This window comes from Bacteroides muris (ex Fokt et al. 2023), assembly GCF_024704895.1.
Taxonomy (GTDB): Bacteria; Bacteroidota; Bacteroidia; order Bacteroidales; family Bacteroidaceae; genus Bacteroides; species Bacteroides muris.
Genome location: NZ_JAMZEE010000025.1, coordinates 20,203 through 44,454 on the forward strand (window position 1 = coordinate 20,203; position 24,252 = coordinate 44,454).

The 24,252-nt window shown below is 48.0% G+C and carries 26 protein-coding genes; 16 read left to right on the forward strand and 10 right to left on the reverse strand.

Going from position 1 to position 24,252, the window contains the following annotated elements; genetic code table 11:
- Positions 1-9: 9 nt before the first annotated feature.
- The 8 genes from bamA (at position 10) to M1B78_RS11170 (ending at position 8,564) form a co-directional block, all read left to right on the forward strand.
- Entirely contained in the window at positions 10-2,649 is a 2,640-nt protein-coding gene (gene bamA, locus M1B78_RS11135) for an outer membrane protein assembly factor BamA (protein WP_136008959.1), read from the forward strand.
- Positions 2,650-2,690: 41 nt separating this feature from the next.
- Positions 2,691-3,206 carry an OmpH family outer membrane protein gene (locus M1B78_RS11140; RefSeq protein ID WP_136008958.1) on the forward strand — a complete coding sequence of 172 codons (516 nt, stop codon included), beginning with the start codon at positions 2,691-2,693 and terminating at the stop codon, positions 3,204-3,206.
- A 126-nt stretch (positions 3,207-3,332) separates the two neighbouring features.
- Positions 3,333-3,839, forward strand: a complete 507-nt coding sequence (locus M1B78_RS11145) for an OmpH family outer membrane protein (RefSeq protein ID WP_136008957.1) — start codon at positions 3,333-3,335, stop codon at positions 3,837-3,839.
- 109 nt (positions 3,840-3,948) lie between these two features.
- Positions 3,949-4,788 (forward strand): glutamate racemase, encoded by an 840-nt coding sequence (gene murI, locus M1B78_RS11150; RefSeq protein ID WP_136008956.1) that lies wholly within the window; start codon positions 3,949-3,951, stop codon positions 4,786-4,788.
- Between the two features lie 75 nt (positions 4,789-4,863).
- A complete protein-coding gene (locus M1B78_RS11155) occupies positions 4,864-5,103 on the forward strand; it encodes a DUF2007-related protein (protein WP_136008955.1) in 240 nt (79 codons plus the stop codon).
- A complete protein-coding gene (gene proB / locus M1B78_RS11160; RefSeq protein ID WP_136008954.1) occupies positions 5,093-6,247 on the forward strand; it encodes a glutamate 5-kinase in 1,155 nt (384 codons plus the stop codon). The genes M1B78_RS11155 and proB overlap by 11 nt, the downstream gene beginning before the upstream one ends.
- 71 nt (positions 6,248-6,318) lie before the next feature.
- Positions 6,319-7,566 (forward strand): glutamate-5-semialdehyde dehydrogenase, encoded by a 1,248-nt coding sequence (locus M1B78_RS11165; protein ID WP_257940693.1) that lies wholly within the window; start codon positions 6,319-6,321, stop codon positions 7,564-7,566.
- 44 nt (positions 7,567-7,610) lie between these two features.
- On the forward strand, positions 7,611-8,564 hold the full coding sequence (locus tag M1B78_RS11170; protein ID WP_136008952.1) for an acetylornithine carbamoyltransferase: 954 nt from the start codon (positions 7,611-7,613) through the stop codon (positions 8,562-8,564).
- Positions 8,565-8,740: 176 nt separating this feature from the next.
- Here the strand turns inward: M1B78_RS11170 and M1B78_RS11175 are convergent, their stop codons facing one another.
- The 7 genes from M1B78_RS11175 to rpmH form a co-directional block, all read right to left on the reverse strand.
- Positions 8,741-9,127: a rhodanese-like domain-containing protein gene (locus M1B78_RS11175; protein ID WP_136008951.1), complete on the reverse strand. Its 387-nt coding sequence runs from the start codon at positions 9,125-9,127 to the stop codon at positions 8,741-8,743.
- Positions 9,128-9,140: 13 nt separating this feature from the next.
- Positions 9,141-9,809, reverse strand: a complete 669-nt coding sequence (locus tag M1B78_RS11180; RefSeq protein ID WP_257940694.1) for a hypothetical protein — start codon at positions 9,807-9,809, stop codon at positions 9,141-9,143.
- Positions 9,810-9,813: 4 nt separating this feature from the next.
- Positions 9,814-10,971 (reverse strand): acyltransferase, encoded by a 1,158-nt coding sequence (locus M1B78_RS11185; protein ID WP_257930907.1) that lies wholly within the window; start codon positions 10,969-10,971, stop codon positions 9,814-9,816.
- 5 nt (positions 10,972-10,976) lie between these two features.
- Positions 10,977-11,957 (reverse strand): D-alanine--D-alanine ligase, encoded by a 981-nt coding sequence (locus M1B78_RS11190; protein WP_136008948.1) that lies wholly within the window; start codon positions 11,955-11,957, stop codon positions 10,977-10,979.
- The gene (locus M1B78_RS11195; protein WP_257940711.1) at positions 11,954-13,024 is read right to left on the reverse strand and encodes an RluA family pseudouridine synthase; all 1,071 of its coding nucleotides are present in this window, start codon (positions 13,022-13,024) and stop codon (positions 11,954-11,956) included. The genes M1B78_RS11190 and M1B78_RS11195 overlap by 4 nt, the downstream gene beginning before the upstream one ends.
- Positions 13,025-13,077: 53 nt before the next feature.
- Entirely contained in the window at positions 13,078-13,725 is a 648-nt protein-coding gene (locus tag M1B78_RS11200; RefSeq protein ID WP_257940695.1) for a PASTA domain-containing protein, read from the reverse strand.
- Between the two features lie 616 nt (positions 13,726-14,341).
- Positions 14,342-14,503 (reverse strand): 50S ribosomal protein L34, encoded by a 162-nt coding sequence (gene rpmH, locus M1B78_RS11205; RefSeq protein ID WP_004292199.1) that lies wholly within the window; start codon positions 14,501-14,503, stop codon positions 14,342-14,344.
- Between the two features lie 192 nt (positions 14,504-14,695).
- On the opposite strand from rpmH, the gene efp reads away from it, so the two are divergent.
- From efp to M1B78_RS11235, 6 genes are all read left to right on the forward strand, one after another.
- Positions 14,696-15,262, forward strand: a complete 567-nt coding sequence (gene efp, locus M1B78_RS11210) for an elongation factor P (RefSeq protein ID WP_136008946.1) — start codon at positions 14,696-14,698, stop codon at positions 15,260-15,262.
- 143 nt (positions 15,263-15,405) lie between these two features.
- On the forward strand, positions 15,406-16,395 hold the full coding sequence (locus M1B78_RS11215; RefSeq protein WP_176468529.1) for a glycosyltransferase: 990 nt from the start codon (positions 15,406-15,408) through the stop codon (positions 16,393-16,395).
- Between the two features lie 65 nt (positions 16,396-16,460).
- On the forward strand, positions 16,461-17,147 hold the full coding sequence (gene radC / locus M1B78_RS11220) for a RadC family protein (RefSeq protein ID WP_257930910.1): 687 nt from the start codon (positions 16,461-16,463) through the stop codon (positions 17,145-17,147).
- Positions 17,148-17,525: 378 nt separating this feature from the next.
- Positions 17,526-17,690: a hypothetical protein gene (locus M1B78_RS11225; RefSeq protein ID WP_257940696.1), complete on the forward strand. Its 165-nt coding sequence runs from the start codon at positions 17,526-17,528 to the stop codon at positions 17,688-17,690.
- Positions 17,691-17,818: 128 nt separating this feature from the next.
- On the forward strand, positions 17,819-18,130 hold the full coding sequence (locus tag M1B78_RS11230; RefSeq protein WP_136008943.1) for a metal-sulfur cluster assembly factor: 312 nt from the start codon (positions 17,819-17,821) through the stop codon (positions 18,128-18,130).
- Between the two features lie 24 nt (positions 18,131-18,154).
- Entirely contained in the window at positions 18,155-18,919 is a 765-nt protein-coding gene (locus M1B78_RS11235; RefSeq protein ID WP_257940697.1) for a UDP-2,3-diacylglucosamine diphosphatase, read from the forward strand.
- A 165-nt stretch (positions 18,920-19,084) separates the two neighbouring features.
- On the opposite strand, the gene M1B78_RS11240 is transcribed toward M1B78_RS11235, so the two are convergent.
- The 3 genes from M1B78_RS11240 to pta form a co-directional block, all read right to left on the reverse strand.
- On the reverse strand, positions 19,085-20,485 hold the full coding sequence (locus tag M1B78_RS11240; protein ID WP_257940698.1) for an alkaline phosphatase: 1,401 nt from the start codon (positions 20,483-20,485) through the stop codon (positions 19,085-19,087).
- 180 nt (positions 20,486-20,665) lie between these two features.
- Positions 20,666-21,862, reverse strand: a complete 1,197-nt coding sequence (locus tag M1B78_RS11245) for an acetate/propionate family kinase (RefSeq protein ID WP_257940699.1) — start codon at positions 21,860-21,862, stop codon at positions 20,666-20,668.
- A gap of 21 nt (positions 21,863-21,883) precedes the next feature.
- A complete protein-coding gene (pta, locus tag M1B78_RS11250) occupies positions 21,884-22,903 on the reverse strand; it encodes a phosphate acetyltransferase (RefSeq protein ID WP_136008938.1) in 1,020 nt (339 codons plus the stop codon).
- A gap of 314 nt (positions 22,904-23,217) precedes the next feature.
- Here pta and M1B78_RS11255 point away from each other — a divergent pair, with 314 nt between their 5' ends.
- The gene (locus M1B78_RS11255) at positions 23,218-23,556 is read left to right on the forward strand and encodes a CidA/LrgA family protein (protein ID WP_117600260.1); all 339 of its coding nucleotides are present in this window, start codon (positions 23,218-23,220) and stop codon (positions 23,554-23,556) included.
- Positions 23,553-24,248 (forward strand): LrgB family protein, encoded by a 696-nt coding sequence (locus M1B78_RS11260; protein WP_257930915.1) that lies wholly within the window; start codon positions 23,553-23,555, stop codon positions 24,246-24,248. The genes M1B78_RS11255 and M1B78_RS11260 overlap by 4 nt, the downstream gene beginning before the upstream one ends.
- The last annotated feature ends 4 nt before the right edge of the window (positions 24,249-24,252 follow it).

Consider the following 24,252-nt stretch of genomic DNA (forward strand, 5'->3'; position numbering starts at 1 on the left):
AATAAAAAGATGCACTATCGTATTTTCTCCATACTCGTAACGTTTGTCTGCCTTTTCGGCTGCACTCTGACAACAGCAGCACAGGACATAAACAACACCGATGAAGCCGAAAAGCCGGTTATACTCTATTCGGGAACCCCCAAGAAGTATGAAATAGCCGACATTAAAGTTGAAGGAGCCCAAAACTATGAGGATTATGTAATTGTCGGATTGTCCGGACTGTCCAAAGGGCAGACCATCACCGTGCCGGGTGATGAAATTACACAAGCTTGTAAGCGCTACTGGCGCCATGGTCTGTTCTCGGACGTGGAAATCACAGCAGACAAAATTGAGGGTGACAAAATCTGGCTGACCATTCGTCTGACGATGCGTCCGCGTGTTTCCGACATCCGCTACAACGGTGTGAAAAAGTCGGAGCGTGAAGATTTGGAAAGCAGAATCGGTATGATAAAGGGTGGGCAGATTACACCTAATCTGGTGGACCGTGCCAAGACCCTGATAAAACGATACTTTGACGACAAGGGCTTCAAGAATGCAGATGTAATCATCACTCAACGGGATGATCCGGAAAAGAAAAATGAAGTGATTGTCAACATCGACATCGACAAAAAAGAGAAAGTGAAAGTACATCAAATCACCATCACAGGCAACGAAGTCCTCGCAACCAAGAAGCTGAAGCGTGTAATGAAGAAAACAAACGAAAAGGGCAAACTGATCAATCTGTTCCGCACCAAGAAATTCATTGAGGACAACTACGAAGCGGACAAACAGTTAATCATCGATAAATACAACGAACTGGGTTATCGCGACGCCATTATCGTGACAGACAGCATCAAGCCTTATGATGACCGCACGGTGGACATCTTCATGCAGATTGAGGAAGGACAGAAATACTACCTCCGCAATGTAACTTGGGTAGGTAACACACTTTATCCTTCCGAACAACTGAACTTCCTCCTCCAGATGAAGAAGGGCGACGTCTACAACCAAAAGCTGCTTGAAGAACGTACAATGACCGACGACGATGCCATCGGCAACCTCTACTACAACAACGGTTATCTGTTCTACAGCCTCGAACCGGTGGAAGTAAACATCGTGGGCGACTCCATCGACCTAGAAATGCGTATCTACGAAGGCCGCCAGGCTACCATCAACAAAGTCAGCATCAACGGTAACGACCGTTTATATGAAAACGTGGTACGCCGTGAACTCCGTACCCGTCCGGGCGAACTCTTCAGCCGTGAGGACCTGATGCGTTCCATGCGTGAAATCCAGCAGATGGGACACTTCGACCCCGAACAAATCCAACCCGACATCCAACCGAGACCGGAAGACGGCACGGTAGACATCGGTTACGACCTTGTATCCAAAGCCAATGACCAAGTAGAGTTCTCTGCCGGTTGGGGACAAACGGGTATTATCGGTAAGTTAAGTCTGAAGTTCACCAACTTCTCTCTGTCCAACCTGCTACATCCGGGTGAGAACTACCGTGGTATTCTCCCGCAAGGTGACGGTCAGACGTTGACCATCAGCGGCCAGACCAATGCCAAATACTATCAGTCATACAGCGTTTCATTCTATGACCCGTGGTTTGGCGGTAAACGCCCGAACGCGTTCTCCGTATCAGCTTTCTATTCCCGCCAGACCGACATCAGTAGCCGTTATTACAATTCGGCCTACATGAACAGCTATTACAACAGCTTTTATAGCGGTATGTATGGCTACGGTATGTACAACTACGGCAGCTACAATAACTACGAGAATTATTACGACCCGGACAAATCTATCCAGATGTATGGTCTCGCAGTGATGTTCGGTAAGCGTTTGAAATGGCCGGATGACTACTTCCAGTTCACAGCCGAGTTGTCTTATCAACGTTATGTTCTGAGTGACTGGCAGTACTTCCCGGTTACCAACGGTAAGTGTAACAACCTCAGCCTCAACCTGACCTTGTCCCGTAGCTCTATCGACAATCCGATTTATCCACGCCAAGGTTCCGAATTCTCGTTGTCTGCACAAATCACACCGCCTTTCTCTCTGTTTGACGGTACCGATTACAGCAAGTACAGCACCAGCAGTCAGGAAGACATGAACAAGATGCACAAGTGGATTGAATATCACAAGTGGAAATTCAAATCCAAAATCTATATCCCGTTGATGGACCCGATTACCGTTAAACGTACTCCGGTATTGATGGGACGTGTAGAATTCGGTCTGCTAGGACACTACAACAAATACAAAAAATCTCCGTTCGAAACGTTTGACGTAGGTGGTGACGGTATGACCGGCTACTCCAGCTATGCTACAGAAAGTATTGCCCTCCGCGGTTATGAGAACAGTTCATTGACTCCATACCGTTCTGAAGGTTATGCCTATACACGTCTCGGACTGGAATTAAGATATCCTTTGATGCTCGAAACAAGTACCAGTATTTATGCGTTAACGTTTGTAGAAGCCGGTAATGCATGGCATGATGTCAATAAGTTCAATCCGTTCGAATTGAAGCGTTCAGCCGGTGTCGGTGTCCGCATCTTCCTCCCGATGATTGGTATGATGGGTATTGACTGGGCTTACGGTTTCGACAAGATAATGGGTTCCTCGCAATATGGTGGCAGCCAGTTCCACTTCATCTTGGGACAGGAATTCTAAGTAATGGACGATTGATAATTGACAATTAACGCAGTATCGTTATGAAGAAGAGTTTATTGATTCTTTTTACGCTGTTTGCAGTAAGCACAACAGCCAGTGCACAGAAGTTCGCCTTGATTGATATGGAATATATCCTGGAAAATATTCCTGCCTATGAACGTGCCAACGAACAACTGGAACAAGTTTCCAGACAATGGCAGAGTGAAGTTGAAAAGATTTCCGAAGAAGCCAAGACTTTGTACAAGAACTATCAGTCTCAGATTGCTTCCCTTTCTGAAACACAGAGAGGCAAAAAGGAGGAAGAGATTGTCGCTAAAGAAAAATCGGCAGCCGAACTGCGCCGCAAATATTTCGGTCCGGAAGGCGAGCTATATAAGAAACGTGAAAGTCTGATGCAACCTATTCAAGATGAAATATACAATGCTGTAAAGGAAATTGCTACACAGAACGGATATGCAGTAGTTGTAGACCGTGCTTCCGCATCAAGTATCATTTTTGCCTCACCAAGTATTGACGTCAGCAATGAGGTACTTGCAAGACTGGGATATTCAAATTAATTTCATACATTTGTTTCGGAATATAGACTCTTCAGGATTAAAAATAAGCTTGCTTATTTTGTATTGCGTTCAGTTTGCGCTATATTTGCCCCCGATGAATAATCATTCAAATAAATAATAAACATTATGCTTAAAAAAATCGCACTACTCGTAGTTATGTTCGCCCTCCCGCTGGGAGTTATGGCGCAAGCTAAATTCGCCCACATGAATTCTCAGGAAGTAATCGCTGTTATGCCTGAATTTACCAAAGCTCAAGCTGACTTAGACGCCATGTCTAAAAAATACCAGGATGAAATGCAGCGTACCAACGAAGAATTCCAAAAGAAGTATCAGGAATTCCTGGCACAAGCCGACTCTCTGCCGAAAAACATTGCAGAAAGACGCCAGAAAGAGTTGCAAGATATGGCTCAACGTCAAGAACAGTTCCAGCAAGAAGCTTATCAAAGCATGCAGAAAGCACAGCAAGATGCCATGGCTCCCATCTATCAGAAACTGGACGAAGCCATTCAGGCTGTGGGCAAAGCTGAAAGCGTTGTCTACATTTTCGACTTGGCTCGTACCCCGATACCTTTCGTTGGAGCACAGAGCATTGATGTAACCGCCAAAGTTAAAACGCAATTGGGCATTAAATAATAGAATTATTTATAATAGAGCAAGCGCGGATAGTTTTGTCCGCGCTTATTTTTTATACATTACTGAGAAATTTGAATTATCTTTGCATGACACATAGCCTTTAGAACGCATGAAACAAACATTACCTTCTGCAGCCGGTCCCATCGGAATATTCGATTCCGGATATGGTGGACTGACTATCCTAAGCAAGATACGGGAAGCACTTCCCCAATATGATTACATTTATCTGGGTGACAACGCACGTGCGCCTTACGGAACCCGCTCGTTCGAGATTGTCTATGAATTCACTTTACAGGCAGTCACCAAACTATTCGAGATGGGTTGCCACCTCGTCATCCTGGCATGCAATACAGCTTCGGCAAAAGCCCTGCGCAACATACAAATGAATGATTTGCCTCGTCTCGACCCAATGCGCCGTGTGTTGGGAGTAATCCGTCCGACTGTAGAATGTATAGGGAGCATTACCCAAAGCCGCCATGTGGGAGTGCTTGCCACGGCAGGAACCATCAAGTCGGAATCCTATCCGCTGGAAGTGCATAAACTCTTCCCCGACATAAAAGTGAGCGGTGAAGCTTGCCCTCTATGGGTATCACTCGTAGAAAACAATGAGGCACAAGGTGAGGGTAGCGACTACTTCATACGCAAGAACATCAACAACCTGCTAATCAAAGACACGGAAATAGACACCGTCATCCTGGGCTGCACGCACTTCCCGTTGCTGTTGCCTAAGATACAGCAATACATGCCCGACGGCATCACAACCGTCACCCAAGGGGAACTGGTGGCAGACAGCCTGAAAGACTATCTTCACCGCCATCCGGAAATGGACAGAAAATGCACCAAAGGCGGAAGATGCGTCTACCGCACCACAGAATCGGAGGAGAAATTCACAGAATCGGCTTCCACTTTCCTGAATGAATCGATAAGAGTTGAGAGGATTGAACTATAAATCCGTCAGCATTAAGCATTAAAACAAAAACATTTGTTATCTTTGTAAGACAAAAACCTCTAAATTCATACCATCATGAAAGAAGAAGACAAAAGCAAACTTGTTGAGGTGTTCACCGGTTCACCGTGGGAAGCAGAACTAGTAAAGAGCTTGCTGGGAAATAGTGATATTGAAGCTGTAACAAAAGACGGAATGGTAGTAAACGTTGTACTGCCTGCCACTGCGGTAGATGTTTCCGTTCTCGTCAATGAGAAAGACTCCGAAGCTGCCATGGAAGTAGTCTGCGAATACGAAAAGAAACACAATGGGGATTGATTTCAATAGAATTGCCATCAAGATAGGCAGCAATGTTTTGACACGTCGTGACGGTACTCTCGACATTACCCGTATGTCCGCTTTGGTAGACCAGATAGCCGAGCTACACAAAGCCGGCATAGAAATAATACTAGTTTCTTCCGGAGCCGTTGCTTCGGGACGTAGCGAAGTGTGCCCCGCCAAGAAGCTGGATAGTGTAGACCAGCGCCAGCTTTTTTCCGCCGTGGGACAAGCCAAGCTCATCAACCGTTACTACGAGCTGTTCCGGGAGCATGGCATTTCCGTAGGACAAGTACTCACAATGAAAGAGAACTTCTCCACCCGCCGCCATTACCTCAACCAAAAAAACTGTATGACCGTAATGTTGGAGAACGGCGTTATTCCCATTGTCAACGAAAACGACACCATTTCTGTAAGCGAACTGATGTTTACCGACAACGACGAGCTGTCCGGTCTGATAGCCTCCATGATGGATGCTCAGGCACTAATCATTCTCAGCAATATAGATGGTATCTATGACGGTTCACCCACCGACCCGGGTTCTCGGGTTATCCGTGAAATAGGACAAGACAAGGACCTCTCCTCCTACATACAAACTTCCAAGTCCAGCTTCGGGCGCGGTGGCATGCTGACCAAAACCAACATTGCCCGTAAAGTGGCAGATGAAGGCATCACAGTTATCATAGCTAACGGGAAGCGGGACAACATCCTCGTGGAAATAATGAAGAATGAAAGATTAAGGATGAAGGATAAAGGATGGGACTGTCCCATCACTCCGGACGACAATCCCTCATCCTTAATCCCTAACCCTTTAAACTATACCCGCTTCATTCCGTCTCCGGAACCGGTATCAAGTATCAAGAAATGGATTGCGCACAGTGAAGGGTTTGCCAAAGGTGAGCTGCACATCAATCATCGTGCCACCGAACTGCTTTTCTCGGACAAAGCAGTAAGCATCCTCCCAGTAGGTATCACTGACATTATAGGTGAGTTCGAGAAGGATGACATCGTACGGATTATCGACTTCAACGGTAAACCCATCGGTGTGGGAAAAGCCAACTGCGACTCCAGTCAGGCGCGGGAAACAATGGGAAAACATGGAAAGAAATCCGTAGTGCACTACGACTACCTATATATAGAATAAACCACAGACGAATATTATCCCACGATATATATTTATACTTGCATATTTATCACCCTATATTCAATGAGGAAATGAACTTAAACAAAACTTTTGTCGCCGTACAAGATGCCAGCCGTAATATGTTAGCATTGAGCGACAAAAAAAACAACCAGATATTACTGTCTGTCGCAGACGCTGCCATAAATAAAACAGACTTCATTCTGAGTGAAAACCAGAAGGATTTGGAGCATATGCCTTCTACCGACCCTAAATACGACCGCCTGAGACTGACAAAAAGCCGTTTGCAGGACATTGCTGCGGATATCCGCAACGTAGCTGCCCTCCCTTCTCCTTTGGGAAAGGTGCTTAAAGAAAGTATATTGCCCAACGGATTGAAGATAAAAAGGGTCAGTGTGCCTTTTGGTGTCATAGGCATTATCTACGAAGCTCGTCCCAACGTCAGTTTCGATGTATTCTCACTCTGCCTTAAAAGCGGAAATGCCTGTATTCTGAAAGGCGGGAGCGATGCAGATTATTCCAACCGTGCCATAATCAGCGTGATACACGAAGTACTGGAACATTTCAATGTAGATACACACATCGTGGAACTGCTTCCTGCCGACAGAGAGGCGACTGCCGAACTACTGCACGCCAACGATTATGTAGATTTGATAATTCCGCGCGGCAGCAGCAGCCTGATAAACTTCGTACGTCAGAATGCCACAGTACCGGTTATAGAGACTGGCGCCGGCGTATGCCATACGCTCTTCGACCGCTATGGCGATATAAGCATAGGTCCATCCATCATTGCCAATGCCAAGACACGCCGCGTCAGTGTATGCAATGCTTTAGATTGCCTGATTATTGAAGCCGACAGCCTGGCCAATTTGCCCGACCTATGCCTGCCGCTGCAATCAAGCAATGTAGAGATATTTGCCGATGAACCTGCCTACCACAGCCTGCTTGGCAAATATCCCGCCGATTTGTTGAGACTCGCCTCTGAAAAGTGCTACGGCAGAGAGTTCCTGGACTACAAGATGGCCATTAAAACCGTGAATTCTTTTCAGGAAGCATTGGCACATATCCGAAAACACGGTTCCAAGCATAGCGAATGCATCATTACGGACGATAAGACACGGGCCGAATGGTTTTGCCGGGAAGTGGACGCCGCTTGTGTGTACGTCAATGCACCGACCTCCTTCACCGACGGCGCACAATTCGGACTTGGTGCCGAAATCGGCATCAGCACCCAAAAGCTACACGCCCGCGGTCCGATGGCCCTGGAAGAAATCACTACATACAAATGGATTGTCGAAGGTTCCGGACAGACCAGACCTTGACAGCTGATATAACGAAGATATAGATACACTAAAAAGACTGTAATATGAAGAACTTTACTTGCGTGCAGGACATAGGTAACCTAAAGTCTGCACTGAACGAAGCATTCGAGATTAAGAAAGACCGTTTCAAATATGTGGAACTGGGACGTAACAAAACGCTGATGATGATTTTCTTCAACTCCAGCCTGCGTACCCGCCTCAGTACACAGAAGGCCGCATTGAATCTGGGCATGAACGTGATTGTACTGGATATCAACCAAGGAGCCTGGAAATTGGAAACGGAACGTGGCGTCATCATGGACGGTGACAAACCGGAACACTTATTGGAAGCCATTCCCGTGATGGGCTGCTATTGCGACATCATCGGCGTACGTTCTTTCGCACGTTTCGAAAGCAAGGAAGACGATTACAACGAAGTGATACTGGAGCAGTTCATCAAGCATTCGGGCCGACCGGTATTCTCCATGGAAGCTGCCACACGCCATCCGTTACAGAGTTTTGCCGACTTGATAACCATTGAGGAGTATAAGAAGACGACACGCCCCAAAGTAGTGATGACATGGGCTCCACATCCGCGTCCATTGCCCCAGGCTGTCCCCAACTCCTTTGCCGAATGGATGAATGCAACAGATTATGACTTTGTGATTACGCATCCCGAAGGTTATGAACTCGACCCCAAATTTGTAGGAAATGCCCACGTAGAATATGACCAGATGAAGGCTTTTGAAGGAGCTGATTTTGTCTATGCCAAGAACTGGGCTGCCTATACTGGCGACAACTATGGACAAATATTGAGCAAAGACCGCGCCTGGACAGTAGGCGAGCGCCAGATGGCTGTTACCAACAATGCCTACTTCATGCACTGCCTGCCGGTTCGACGCAACATGATTGTGACAGATGATGTGATAGAAAGTCCGCAGTCCATCGTAATCCCCGAAGCGGCCAATCGGGAGATTTCAGCAACAGTGGTGCTGAAAAGACTGCTTGAAGGTATCTAATAATCACTCACAGTTCTTTCACCTAAGGGAGTTAGAAGGAGTTATCGCCCTTCGGGCTCAGGAGTTAAAAACCGATAATTCTGTTAATGTATGGCGATACTATCGCCTCCGGCTCTCTTCCATTCCTTCTAACTCCCTTAAATGAATGAAAGAACCGTGTTTCTGCACAACCGTTATTACCTTTCCACTTCCCTCCCCGCTTCTTCCCAACCGATGAAACCTTTGTCAAGATCATAGATTATATATCCTTTTTTGCTCAGTATGGCGGCGGCCTTTTTACTGCGCTTACCACTGCGACAATATACCGCAATCGGTTTGTCTTTCTGCAGAGTGGAGTCGGCCATCGTTTCAAACGACTCATCCAGCACATTGATATTGATACTGTGGGGCACATGTCCTTCCGAGTATTCGGCAACAGTGCGCACGTCCAGAAGCTGCACCTCCGGATTGGCTATCAATGTGGAAAAGTCATCCACTGAAACAGACTTGAACTGTCCTTCCTTCTGCCCGCAGGAAAATAGGATGGCAAAAACGAGGCAAAGGCCAGCGAACAATGTCTTCATCAAATATTTCATTTTAGTCAGGGTTATAAACAAAATCGTAAGCCTTGATGTCACCAGAATAAGTGTGCACACTAAAATGAACCATAACCTTCCGTATACCCTCTGCCGCATACTGCCTCAAAGGTACGGAAACGTAGGCACGCCTGGTATACGATACCACCTCCTCCTTTGCATCATGATACAGCGTCAGGTATACCTCACTGCACCCGGCAGTGGTATCCACGGTTATTTCATCCTCTACGAAATGAAACTTATGCTCACCATTCTCCTTGACTGTCAATACCATGTTGAGATAGTCAAGTCCCATCCAGATGCCCAGCACATCAGCAGGCTCCGTCTTGACGCCCTCCTCAAACTTGTCGGCTGTCTGGGGAGCAACAGAGAGAACACCGCTCAAAGCATACAGTACCGCACCGGCAGTTCCGTCGGGAGTAACCTCCGAAGCATAATTACTGATGACACGTACCGAGGCGTTCGACTCTATGTTCGTCTTTGTCTTGTCCTCCACTACCGGCAATGTTTCCCCTTCATCCGTCACAACAGACCGCAGATAGCCGTCAGCCCCCGAAAAGGCAGTCAAGAATTCCAACCTCACGGAAGGATAATGATAATCATCATCGCCACAACCAGCCAACAGGCAAACCAACAAAGGCAAAAGCCACCAATAACAGCACCTCTTCATGTATTCATTCTTTTATAGCCGCCAGATAATTCTTCAACGGGTTGGCATACATCGACAACATCTTTCCACGCAGGAAATCCACATCCTTATCGGGAATGGAAATGCGTTCCAGCTGTTGTTCCATGTAGTCTGTGAAGCGCTGTTTATCCTCGGCAGTGTAATGGTCGGAAAAATCCTCATTCCCCTCGAGAAGGTCGTGCGCCACATAATTATTGGGATACATCCGGTAACTGGCATGAATACGCTTGTCTATCAGCGCAGACATACGTGCAAAGAGTTCGGGCTTCGAAAGCGAACGGTCCATTTTCGCCAATTCGTCATTTATGCAAGCACTCGTCTGGAAATGTACCCGCCCTTTATAGCCGAACAGTCCGGTCTGCATATTCAGCAAATCATCAGCCTTCGTTTTCTTATAGCCTTCAATGTCCCGTTTCAGTTGGAATTCCTGCGCTTTCAGAAAGTCGCAAGGGTCATATTCATAAGAAATGGCAAGCGGAGCTATATTCATCTCCATTAAACGGTCAATGATGTCACCTTCACCGCCTATTGCCAGCATCTTCAGCACACTATCCTGCGTACGGTCGTTGGAATCCTTGGCACGCCCTTCGCGCTGTGCAATCCAGATGGACTGTTTCTTCTCGCCAATGGTATAGTGCATATAGCGGGACATGCGTGCGGAAGCCTCCAGCATCTGGCGCATGGTCAACGCACGCTGCACGATGAAGGACTTGTTGACACGCACAAATTTCTTAATCCACGGATAAATCAACAGGTTGTCACCAATGGCAATCTCTACCGTATCCATGCCCTGGTCTACCAAGAGAATGGACAAGAAACCGGAATCAAGAATAATGTCGCGATGATTGGAAATATAGGTATACGCCACCGACTTGTCAACCGGCAACGCTGTATGCTCCAGAGTCAATCCGTCCGTAGCCTCCTTTGCCAACTTCCACAAAAGTCGATAACAGAAAGTCTTCTGAAACTCCAGTTTGGTTTTACATGCGCGCATTTTCTGCGACCACACTTCAATAGGTACACCAGGCATCACAGCCTCCACTGCCTGCCGGAATGCCTCATCGGCAATCAGCTCCTCATAAACCTGAGGAAGTTCCTCATCATGATAAGGACGGATTTCATCAAATTCTACGCTCGCATTCATAATGATTAATGATTAAACCTATTTTCTATAATATCTGTCATCACATCCTTCATATCCATCCCGGCAGCGCGAACCTGCTGGGGAATGAAGCTGGTGGCAGTCATTCCGGGAGTGGTATTTACCTCCAGCAGATTAATCTTTTCACCTTTGGTAATAATATAGTCCACGCGGATAATGCCGTAGGCCCCGAGTATATCATAAATGGCAGAAGTGAGCGCCTGCACCCTGCGGGTCAAATCGTCCGAGATGCGGGCAGGAGTAATCTCGTCAGACGCACCGTTATACTTAGCCTCATAATCGAAGTACTCGTTATGACTCACCACCTCCGTAATGGGAAACACTACGGACTTGTCTTTTGTTTTGTAACAGCCGCAGGTAATCTCGGTTCCGTCCATAAAGGCCTCCACCAATACTTCCTGCGCTTCTGCAAATGCCTTGGCTATGGCGGGCTGTATCTGCTCTTTCGCCGTCACCTTGGTCACGCCGAAACTGGAACCTCCCAAGCTGGGCTTAATGAAGCAAGGCAGACCGATTTTCTCCATCACGTCTTCATCCGTCACCGACTGTCCGCCACGTAGCAGCAACGATTCGGCAATGCGTACGCCGAAACCTTTCAGGTACTGGTTGCAGGCAAACTTATCGTAAGTGAGCGACGCCGCCAGCACTCCGCAACACGAATAAGGGATGTGGAGCATATCGAAATAGCCCTGCAAACGGCCGTCCTCACCCGGAGTCCCGTGGATGGTGATGTAGGCAAAGTCGAATGTCACTTTCGCGCCATCCAGCACGAAGCTGAAGTCGTTACGGTCTACCGGAGCCTTGGTGCCGTCGGGCAGCTGTACATGCCAGTCCAGTCCGCGCATTTCTATAATATATAAGGTATACTTCTCCTTGTCGATGAAGGAGTAAATCCCCTGTGCACTACGCAGGGAGACGTGGAATTCGGAGGTATCTCCTCCAGCTACAATAGCAATCGTGCGTTTCATTCTAATTCTCTGTTACTGATATAGCCTCTCCATTTATCTATCAGCCGGGTCATGTCATCGGGCAATTCCGAAGTGAAGTCCATTTCTTCTCCGGTGACGGGATGTACAAACCCCAGCGTCATGGCATGCAATGCCTGCCGCGGACAAGCGTCGAAGCAGTTGTTTACAAATTGTTTGTATTTGGCGAAGTGGGTTCCTTTCAGGATTTCATGTCCGCCGTAACGTTCGTCATTGAAAAGTATGTGTCCGATGTACTTCATGTGCACACGGATTTGATGAGTGCGTCCCGTTTCGAGGATACATTCCACCAGAGTGACATATCCCAGACGCTCGAGTACCCGGTAATGAGTGACGGCATGTTTTCCCTGGTCGTCGGGAAGAACAGTCATCTGCATACGGTCTTTGGGATTACGGCCGATGTTGCCGACAACGGTACCTTCGTCCAGCTCCACATTTCCCCAGACCAGCGCACGGTAGCGGCGCTTTGTTGTCTTGTTGAAAAACTGATTACCGAGATTTGTCTTGGCATCCGGCGTCTTGGCTATCACCAGCAGGCCGGAAGTATCCTTGTCGATACGATGCACCAGTCCCACATGCGGGTCATTGGCATCATAATCGGGATTATCCTTCATGTGCCAGGCTATGGCGTTGACAAGCGTACCATGATAGTTGCCATGACCGGGATGCACCACCAGGCCGGCAGGTTTGTTCACTACCATCAGATACTTGTCCTCATATACTATCTCAAGCGGAATATCTTCGGGAATAACCTCATTCTCATAGCGTGGACGGTCCATCATCATGGTAATGACATCCAGCGGCTTCACTTTATAGCTGCTTTTCACAGCCTTGCCGTTGGCCATCACGAAGCCTGCATCGGAAGCCTTCTGAATACGGTTGCGGGAAGCGTTTGTCAGTCGGTCGAACAGATACTTGTCCACACGCATCATCTCCTGCCCCTTGTCCACCACTATACGGAAGTGTTCATAGAGTTGCGCCTCGTCGCCAACCGGCTCTACGTCGTCCAGTTCATCGTTATCTATATCATCCGGCAATTCTTCTATCATCACAGCATTTACAATTTGACGATTTACAATTTACGATTAAAGTCAGATGTTTATCAAAACCAGGACTCGTCTGCTGCAGAGTCTTCGGACGACATGGGTTGAACGGCATCCCCCACAGGCTCCGTTCCCAGAGAGTCTGTCTGCAAGACACCTCCATCTCCTACTATCAGCGTCAGCACCGCGCCGACCGGCACTTTTTCTCCGATGGAAAGCTGACGGCCCTTATACTTCACGCCATACACCCAGTCCTTCTCGCCCGAAATATACTGTATCTCGGCCAGTTTGAAGCCCGAAGCCAGAATACGCGCTTCCGCTTGCCGCAACGAACTGTTGTCCGCCACATCGGGCACTACGTGCAGGGGAATTTCAATTTTATTGATTGTAAGATAGATGGTACGTCCTTCCTTTACTTTTTGCCCGGCTGCCGGATTATACTCGAGAATGCAGCCGGCAGGAAGAGCCTTGACATAACTGGAATCTGAAACGATGCAGACCAGACCGTGGTTACGGAATATTTTTCCGGCTTCCTCCACTCCCATGCCCTTCACATCGGGCACTATCACAGCCTCGCCGTGGCGGGTATATATATCCAGTCCTTTCAACACCCCAAACAGCAATCCTACTACCACGATAACCATCGCAAGGATGTTTGCCCAAAAGAGCCTGTTCTGCCGGAAAGAGAAAAAATCTTTTATTGTCATAGTGATAATGCATTATTCGGGACAAAGATACGTAAAAAGAATCGTCTGCCTATAGGTTTTACATTTATTTTCTGGATGCAATCAATGCAAATGGCATAGTCCTTTCTATTCATGGCTCTTACCAGAGAATTCCCTCACCGCAGCACTCACCACCACCAGCACAAAAACAATAGCAGCAATCAAAAAACACGTTCCGTGGAAAGATGTCAGAGTACCCCATAATAAACAAGTTCAACCACTTAAACAATTATACGAAACTCCACGAGCACAATATACGTAAAAAAAAATGTAATAAGCAATTTTTATCAAAAAAACGACACAAGCTACAGATAAGCCGTATTCTCTTATCACATATTCACACAAACATCTGGTAAGCCACGAACGAGTTCCCGACAACCCGGAAACATTACGGCAGTCTGATACCCAACTAAAGGAACCAAGGAACAACAGTAAAAGAACAGAAACTATCAATCAAGGAAGCCAGCCCCAAAACACTCACTATCCAGCATATCTACAAGATTCCGGCTGATTCCCGTTTAAGAGCCCCCCTATTACACAGGAAGCTGCAAATATCGCTATTTGCAGCTTCCTCATTTCTTTTGGAAAAAGGTGGCAATTATGCCTTTACTCCGTTGTATTCGTCAGAAACAGTCAGTTTCTTTCTGCCTTTAGCACGACGTGCTGCCAATACTCTGCGGCCGTTTGCTGTAGCCATTCTCTCACGGAAACCGTGTTTGTTCTTTCTCTTTCTGTTAGAAGGTTGAAATGTTCTTTTCATTACTGTATCTTGTTTTATGTTATTATTCTCACGAATTCGGGCTGCAAAAATAGGTACTTTTTTCAAATAAACCAAGAGATAACTCATTTTCTCTCAAAAGTTTTTGTGTTTTTTACCGATTTCCATTACTTTTGTACCCGCAAACCAGCACGAGAAGCATATACTAATATAATAATATTAAAGACTATAAGTATGATTAATGCCCAAGACATTAAAATCGGAACTTGCATCCGCATGGACGGCAAGCTGTATTTCTGTATCGACTTCCTGCATGTAAAGCCGGGAAAAGGTAACACCTTCATGCGTACCAAACTGAAAGACGTGGTGAACGGCTACGTTTTGGAACGTCGTTTCAACATCGGTGAGAAACTGGAAGATGTACGTGTAGAGCGTCGTCCCCACCAGTTCCTCTACAAAGAAGGAGATGACTTCCTGTTCATGAACCAGGAAACTTTTGACCAAATTCCTATCGCCCACGACCTGATTAACGGCGTAGACTTCCTGCTCGAAGGTATGGTAGTAGACGTAGTTTCCGATGCCTCTACCGAAACTGTTCTTTATGCCGATATGCCTATCAAGGTTCAGATGAAGATTACATATACCGAACCGGGTCTGAAAGGCGACACCGCAACCAACACCCTGAAGCCCGCTACCGTGGAATCGGGCGCAACGGTCCGCGTTCCCTTGTTCATCAACGAAGGCGAGACTATCGAAATCGACACGCGCGACGGTTCTTACGTAAGCCGAGTAAAAGCATAATCCCTTTTGGAAATTAGGCAAATGTCCTTTTCATATCATCCCCGGTGCCGCTCGGCATCCGGGGATTTTTCTTTCCATTTATTCATCTGCAAAGTTTAAATGATATATCTTTGCGGAGACAACCAAAACATAGAGCCATACCAATGAGATACTCCGTCATCATCCCCGTATACAACCGCCCCGATGAGGTGGACGAACTGCTGCATAGCTTGACGCGACAAAGTTTCAAGGATTTTGAAGTGATTGTAGTGGAGGACGGGTCCTCCATCCCCTGCAAGCCAGTCATAGAGAAGCATCAGGAACTATTGGACGTGCATTACTATGACAAGCCCAACTCCGGCCCCGGGCAGACCCGCAACTACGGGGCGGAACGAAGCAAGGGCGAATACCTGATAATACTGGATTCAGACTGCATCCTGCCCGAAGGCTATTTCCATGCAGTGGAAAAGGAACTGCAGCATGAAGCCGCCGATGCCTTCGGAGGCCCCGACCGGGCACACGAGTCATTCACAGACATACAGAAAGCCATCAACTACTCCATGACCTCCTTCTTCACCACCGGCGGCATCCGCGGGGGAAAGAAGAAGATGGACAAGTTCTACCCGCGCAGCTTCAACATGGGTGTGCGGCGGGAAGTGTACCAAGCCCTAGGCGGATTCTCGCGGATGCGTTTCGGGGAAGACATCGACTTCAGCATCCGAATCTTCAAGGGAGGACATACATGCCGGCTGTTTCCAGGCGCCTGGGTGTACCACAAGCGCCGGACAGACTTCCGGAAGTTCTTCAAGCAGGTACACAATTCCGGGATTGCCCGCATCAATCTGTACAAGAAGTATCCGGAATCACTGAAGCCCGTCCATCTGCTACCTGCCGCATTCACCCTGGGAGTGGCCATATTCCTGCTGGGAACGCCCTTCTGTCCGTACAGTCTGCTGCCCATCGCTCTTTATGCGCTTCTGGTATGCACCGACTCCACTATCCGGAACCGTAGCCTCAGCATCGGGCTCCACTCCGTTGCAGCCTCCTTCATCCAGCTCATCGGATACGGGACGGGGTTCCTGCGCGCCTGGTGGAACCGTTGCATACTTGGCAAAGATGAGTTCGAGGCGTTCAAAAAGAACTTTTACAAGTGACAAGGAGAGATTAGGAATCGGCGAAGACAGACAAATTTGAAAAATCGGAAAAAGAAAGGTAAGGAATGGAGAAACTGAATATCAACCAGTGGGCTGCAGAAGACCGCCCGCGGGAAAAGATGATGCAAAAAGGAGCGGAAGCCTTGAGCGACGCTGAACTGCTAGCCATCCTCATCGGCTCCGGCAATACGGAGGAAAGCGCCGTGGCCCTGATGCAGCGAGTACTTGCCGCCTGCAACAACGACCTCAGCCAACTGGGCAAATGGGAGGTGCGCGACTTTTCCCGCTTCAAGGGCTTCGGCCCCGCCAAGAGCATCACCATCATGGCAGCCTTGGAACTGGGCAAACGCCGCAAACTGCAGGAACGCTCCGAACGTACCGCCATCCGCTCCTCTGCCGACATCTACGAGCTGTTCCATCCCCTGCTTTGCGACCTCCCCACCGAAGAGTTCTGGGTGCTGCTCCTGAACCAAGCCGCTAAAGTCATCGACAAAGTACGCATCAGCCGCGGCGGCATCGACCAGACCACCGCCGACGTCCGCACCATTCTACGCGAAGCCCTGCTACAGCGTGCCGTACAAATAGTTCTTATCCACAACCACCCATCGGGGAATCCCTCCCCCAGCCATGCCGACCGCAGCCTTACGGAGCTTGTAAGAAAAGCCGCCCAGACCATGAACATACGCCTGACCGACCACATCATCGTCACGGACGGAAAGTATTACAGCTTCAATGACGAAGGGATTATCTGACCTCAGCCCTTTCCGTTTTTCCGTACCATCCCGCCACAGGCTACATCGCTTTTTCACCTTTCACATCCTTCATCTTCTTCTCCCGTCTGCCTATCCATCGGGTTTTCCGGTGAAACTTCTCTCCCCCCCTTCACTGCACATGCGGATTTTCAGTTTCCCGCATGCCGGAAACCAAAAACCCGAGAAGCCATTCTGCCGCCAACCAAGATGGTTCCACAGCCCCGACATACTTTCGCATTCAGCACATGATATATATTTTTATAAGTGAACAACCCTAGTCGTTCAATCGAACGACCTGAGTTGTTCAATCGAACGACTAGGGTTGTTCAATCAGACGACCCGGGTCGTTCACTTTCAAAGACACTAGTCCGAGGGCAGATGAAGAAGATGGAGACCGCTTCCCCGGCATGCACATGCAGTAAAGAAACAGCCGGATGTCATTCTGTCGGATGCCGACGTTGCGGTGGAAAGACAGTATCGCTATACATCAACAGAACCATCGGCCTTCAATTCCTAAGGCCGAAGGGCGATACCCCCTTCTAACTCCCGAGAACTCCTTTAAATGAAAAAGCCGTGGCCCCGAAGTAATGAAAAGAAGGGCGTTACTTGGCATTTTCAATTAAATTCCATAGCTTTGTTCTTTGAAAACCTACATATAAGACCTTACAAATATGACCAGATTTGAAATAGAAGAGAAAATAGTCTCCATGCTCAAGACCGTATTCGACCCGGAAATACCGGTCAACGTATACGACCTTGGACTGATTTACAAAATAGACGTCTCCGACCTGGGAGAAACAACCATCGACATGACGCTGACCGCCCCCAACTGTCCGGCAGCCGACTTCATCATGGAAGATGTGCGCCAGAAAGTGGAATCCATCGACGGGGTGACCTCCGCCACCATCAATCTCGTCTTCGAGCCCGAGTGGGACAAGGACATGATGAGCGAAGAAGCGAAACTGGAGCTGGGATTTCTTTAACTAATTGATAATGGATAGTTGATAATGAAAAATGTATATTTCCTCTCGGATGCTCACTTGGGCTCACGAGCCATCGAACATGGGCGAACCCAAGAACGGCGGCTGGTCAATTTCCTGGACAGCATCAAACACAAGGCATCGGCCGTATATCTGCTGGGAGACATGTTCGACTTCTGGTACGAATTCCGTACCGTAGTGCCCAAAGGCTACACTCGCTTTCTGGGCAAACTGTCCGAACTGACCGATTTGGGAGTGGAAGTCCACTTTTTCACGGGAAACCATGACCTTTGGTGTGGCGACTATCTGACCAAGGAGTGCGGCGTCATTATACACCGCGAACCGCTGACCACCGAAATCTTCGGGAAAGAGTTCTACCTTGCCCACGGTGACGGATTGGGCGATCCGGACAAGAAGTTCAAGATATTGCGCACCATGTTCCACAGCCGCACCCTCCAGACATTATTCTCTGCCCTGCACCCCCGCTGGAGCATGGAATTGGGGCTGAACTGGGCCAAACACAGCCGCATGAAGCGCGTAGACGGAAAAGAGCCCGAATACATGGGAGAAAACAATGAATATCTGGTGCTCTACACCAAGGAATACCTAAAAAGCCATCCCAACATCAACTACTTCATCTACGGCCACCGCCACATCGAGCTGGACCTGATGCTGAGCAGTACCGCCCGTATACTCATCCTCGGCGACTGGATAAACTACTTCTCGTATGCCGTCTTCGACGGCGAGAACCTCTTCCTCGAAGATTATGTGGAGGGAGAGACAAAGCTATAATACGTATATTCAAATCGTCGACCATCATACCACTACCACACATATATGATTTACAGAAACGACCCGATTGCCGAAAAATAGCACGGATTCTCATAGATTAGCCTCTTATACTTGATATCAGAGCGTCCAATCTGTGAGAATCCGCGTAACCTGAGTGAATTTATATTATTTGTATCCGCCAGCCTTGGCTATGCGTTTCGGGATTTCCGTGTTGTCCATCTTACCCACAAACAGCTTGGAGCCTGCACCTACTGCGAATACCGGCACATATCCGGCTGTATGGCCGCCGCCGGTCCAGCCTACCATGGCAATCTGGCTCATCACCTTCTTGGCGGCAACGGCCAGGGGCTCAGTCTTGGCATAAAGACTTTCCTCAAACACTACATGCTTGTTCACAAATGATTCTTCGTAAGCATCACGCAGCATCTTCTCCTGCTCCCAGCTCACCGGCAACTCTTTCCAGAAACCCATCTTTTCTGCCAGGAATTCCTTCATTTCCGGCCAGTTGATAACCTTGCGCATCTTACGTAAGTCCGTGATGGAACGTGAAAGAATATCCTGAGACTGCTTCTGCTTGGCAAGGGCTTTCAGTTGAAGCTCGTACTTACCGGTACCCAGACCCATACCACCGGTTTCATGGTCGGCAGTTACCACAATCAGCGTTTCTTTGGGATGCTTCTTATAGAACTCGTAAGCCACCTTGATGGCATTGTCCATGTCCACCACTTCCTCAAAGACTGTGGCGGGGTCGTTACCGTGACAGGCCCAGTCAATCTTTCCACCTTCCACCATCAGGAAGAAACCCTTATTACTGCCTTTGGTCAGGAAAGCGATGGCACTTTCGGTAATTTCGGCCAGCGTCAAGTCACCTTCCTGGCGGTCGATGGCATAAGGCAGGCAAGAAGGCTCTGCACCTTCTTTCTGGATAAGGATCATCTTATCTGCGCAGGCAGACTTCGCCTTGTATTCGTCAAGACCTCTTGCAACGGTATAACCGGCTTCTTCAAAGATAGGGAAAATGCTCGGAGCCTCTTTCTTGTCGGCAGTAGTGGTCGGTTTCAAGAAACCGCCGCCTGCATAGAAGTCGAAACCGGCTTTCGGCAAGTCGAGGGCTATTTCGTAATACATGCTACGGTTCGGCTGGTGGGCATAGAATGCAGCGGGAGTAGCATGGTCTACGCTGACGCTGGTAGTTACTCCAACTTTCTTACCGGACTTCTTGGCTCTATCGGCCACACTCTGTAGAACACTTTTGTTATCGTCCATGCCGATGGCACCATTGTAAGTTTTCGCACCGGTAGCCAGGGCTGTTCCGGCAGCAGAAGAGTCGGTCACCGAGTTGGTGGCAGAAAAAGTAGTCGCCATGCTGGCAACCGGGAATGTAGTAAACAGCAAAGGCTTTACACCGATACGCCCTTCTTGTTCGGCCAGATACATCTCCGTACCGTTCACCTGGTTCACACCCATTCCATCACCGATGAAATAAAACACGTACTTCGCCTGCTGGGCATAGGCCATGCCGCTGGTCAGCAGTACAAAGAACAACACATACATTAATCGTTTCATAAGCAGTTCTTATTTAAAGTTATTCGGAAAATTGCCTTTATTGTTTTTAACCAAGTAACAAAGATAAGGATTTTAAAGGATTCGGAAAACATTTCGCCCCTACAAATACATTACATATTTGCAGGGGCGAAACCACATCCGGACTCCGGGAAGCCGGAACCGGGAAATATTACAGCGATATTACTTCTTCAGAATATCCATCGTGTCCGAAGCAATCATCAGCTCCTCGTCAGTGGGGATTACCACTACCTTCACCTTGGAATCATCGGCAGAGATGACCATCTCTTCACCGCGGACATTGTTCTTCTCGGCATCCAGTTTCACACCCATGAATTCCAGACCCTCGCAGGCACCCCAACGGGCACTTGCCTGATTTTCTCCGACACCGCCCGTAAATACGATGATATCCACACCACCCAATGCAGCAGCGTATGCACCGATATATTTCTTGATGCGATAGAAGTACATTTGTTCAGCCAAGATGCCTCTCGGATTACCGGCAGCTACCGCATTTTCCAGGTCACGCATATCACTGGACTCACCAAAAATACCTAACACACCACTCTTCTTATTCAGCAGATTAGAGATACCGTTAGCATCCAGACCTTCTTTCTCCATGATGAACGATACAGCACCTGCATCAATGTCACCGCTACGGGTACCCATCATTAAACCTTCCAATGGCGTCAATCCCATACTGGTGTCCATGCACTTACCATCTTTGATAGCAGTAATAGAGCCACCGTTACCGATGTGACAAGTGATGATTTTCTTTCCCTCTGGCTGCACGCCAAGGAATTCGCAAATACGTTGTGAAACATAACGGTGGGAAGTTCCGTGGAAACCATAACGGCGTACACCATACTTCTCATAAAGTTCATAAGGAACAGCATACATGTAGGCATGCTTCGGCATAGTCTGGTGGAAAGCTGTATCGAATACACCAATCTGCGGAACATTGGGCAGAATGGCAGCAATTGCATTTACACCTTTCAAGTTGGCAGGATTATGAAGCGGAGCCAAGTCATTGCAAGCAGTAAAAGCAGCCAGCACTTCCGGAGTCAGCCGTACAGACTCGCTGAACTTTTCGCCTCCATGCACCATACGGTGACCCACAGCGTTAATTTCATCCAAAGACTTGATGGCTCCATATTCAGGGCTTGTCAAGGTGTTCAGGATAAATTCCACACCTACGGTATGCTCTGGGATGTCCTTTTCAAGCACTTTCTTCTCGCCACCGGGCAAAGTGAACTTCAGAAAAGAGTCCTTCAAACCAATTTTTTCGATACCACCCTGAGCGATAACTTCTTTCCGGTCCATATCAAACAATTTGTATTTGATGGACGAGCTACCGCAGTTCAATACTAAGATTTTCATATAACCTATCAGATTTTTAAATTATTCAGCAAGTTTTTTGGCAGCAATGGCCTGGTTGGCAGTGATGGCAATCATACGATAGACATCCTCGATGGAGCAACCGCGAGAGAGGTCGTTCACCGGACGGGCGATACCTTGCAGGATGGGACCTACGGCATCGGCATGTCCCAGACGTTGCACCAGCTTGTAGGAAATATTGCCCACCTCAAGGCTGGGAACAACCAGTACATTGGCATGTCCGGCAATGGAAGAACCCGGAGCCTTGCTTGCACCTACTTCCGGCACCAAGGCGGCATCGGCCTGCAATTCACCATCGATGGCAATGTCAGGAGCCATTTCTTTGGCTATCTTCAAAGCCTCAGTCACTTTGTCCACTACTTCATGCTTGGCAGAGCCCTTGGTAGAGAAACTCAGCATGGCCACTTTGGGGTCGAGACCGGCAACAGCCTGAGCAGTGCGAGCCGTACATACGGCAATCTGTGCCAATTGCGAAGCATCGGGCACCGGAGTCACAGCCACGTCACCCATCACAAGAACACCGTTCTTGCCATACTCGGGAGCATGAGTCAGTAGCAACATAGCACCCGAGACACATGTGATACCGGGAGAGGTCTTGATAATCTGCAAAGCAGGGCGAAGTACATTACCCGTAGTGTTACGTGCACCTGCCAACTGGCCATCAGCATCTCCATTCTTTATAATCAGGCAGCCCAGATAAAGCGGGTCGACAACCAGTTTACGGGCCTCTTCGATGGTCATGCCTTTCTTCTTGCGGAGCTCGCAAAGCAACTGGGCATATTCTTCTTTCTTAGGATGGTCTTCCGGGTCGATAATAGTAGCCTTATTTATGTTTCCCAGCCCCCACTCTTTGGCACAAGCCTCTATCTCGGCAGGGTTTCCAAGGATAATCAAGTCGGCTACTCCGTCAGTCAGGATTTGATTGGCAGCTTTCAATGTACGTTCTTCCGTACCCTCGGGAAGAACAATTCGTTGGCGGTTTGCTTTGGCACGCTCAACAATTTCGTTAATTAATCTTTGCATGATATTTTAATTGTCTATTAAGAATCGGCAGTATGTGCTATTCACACCGCAAAAGTACACAATTTTGCAATATCTACATTGCAAACGCCACTCTTTTTACTGCCTAAACGACAATTATTATAATATTTAACATTAGGTACTCCCGGCATTCATGTGTACGTACACATATCCCTCTACAATAAACAATTACCCGTCCCGCAGGGACAACTCGCCCGACTCTACCAACGACATGAAAAAAATCAGGATACAACGGTAACAAACAATACATAGAATACCTACCTTTGCAGCGTTTTCAACGTATAACAATAGGTATTATGATTCGTCAATGCGCCATCCTCTTCGGATGTTTAGCCCTGGGGGAACTAATAGTTTTCTTAACAGGCATCAAACTGCCTTCCAGCATCATCGGTATGCTGTTGCTCACCCTGTTCTTGAAATTGGGTTGGATTAAACTGCACTGGGTGCAGGGCATGTCCGACTTTCTGGTTGCCAACCTGGGGTTCTTCTTTGTTCCGCCCGGTGTAGCCCTCATGCTTTACTTCGATGTTATCGCCTCCGAGTTCTGGCCGATAGTGACCGCTTCCATAATCAGCACCCTGCTGGTGATTGTAGTCACCGGATGGGTTCATCAACTAACACGTAAAATCAAATGAACTTTTTAGAAAACGAGTTTTTCCTATTGGCCGTCACCTTCGGGATTTTCTTTCTGGCCAAACTTCTGCAGAAAAAGACCGGCATCATGCTGCTAAATCCTATCCTGCTGACAATTGCCATCCTTATTGTCTTCCTGAAGATGACGCATATCAGTTATGAGACCTACAATGAAGGAGGGCATCTGATAGAATTCTGGCTGAAACCCGCTGTTGTAGCCTTGGGAGTACCCCTATACCTCCAATTGGAAACGATTAAGAAACAGTTGCTCCCCATCATGCTGTCACAACTTGCCGGCTGCATTGTAGGAGTTGTCTCGGTTGTGCTGATAGCTAAACTGATGGGAGCTTCCGACGAAATTATCTACTCTCTGGCACCCAAGTCTGTCACTACACCGATAGCTATGGAAGTAACCAAGTCGCTGGGTGGCATTCCCTCACTCACCGCCGCCGTAGTGGTCTGTGTAGGCTTGCTGGGTGGAATACTGGGCTTCAAGACCATGAAACTGACCCACATTGGCAGCCCTATGGCACAAGGCCTTTCCTTGGGAGCCGCCGCCCATGCGGTAGGAACTTCCACAGCCATGGACATCAGCCGCAAATACGGCGCATTCGCCAGTCTTGGCCTGACCCTGAACGGTATCTTCACAGCATTGTTGACTCCAACTATTCTGCGATTATTAGGGCTACTCTAACAAA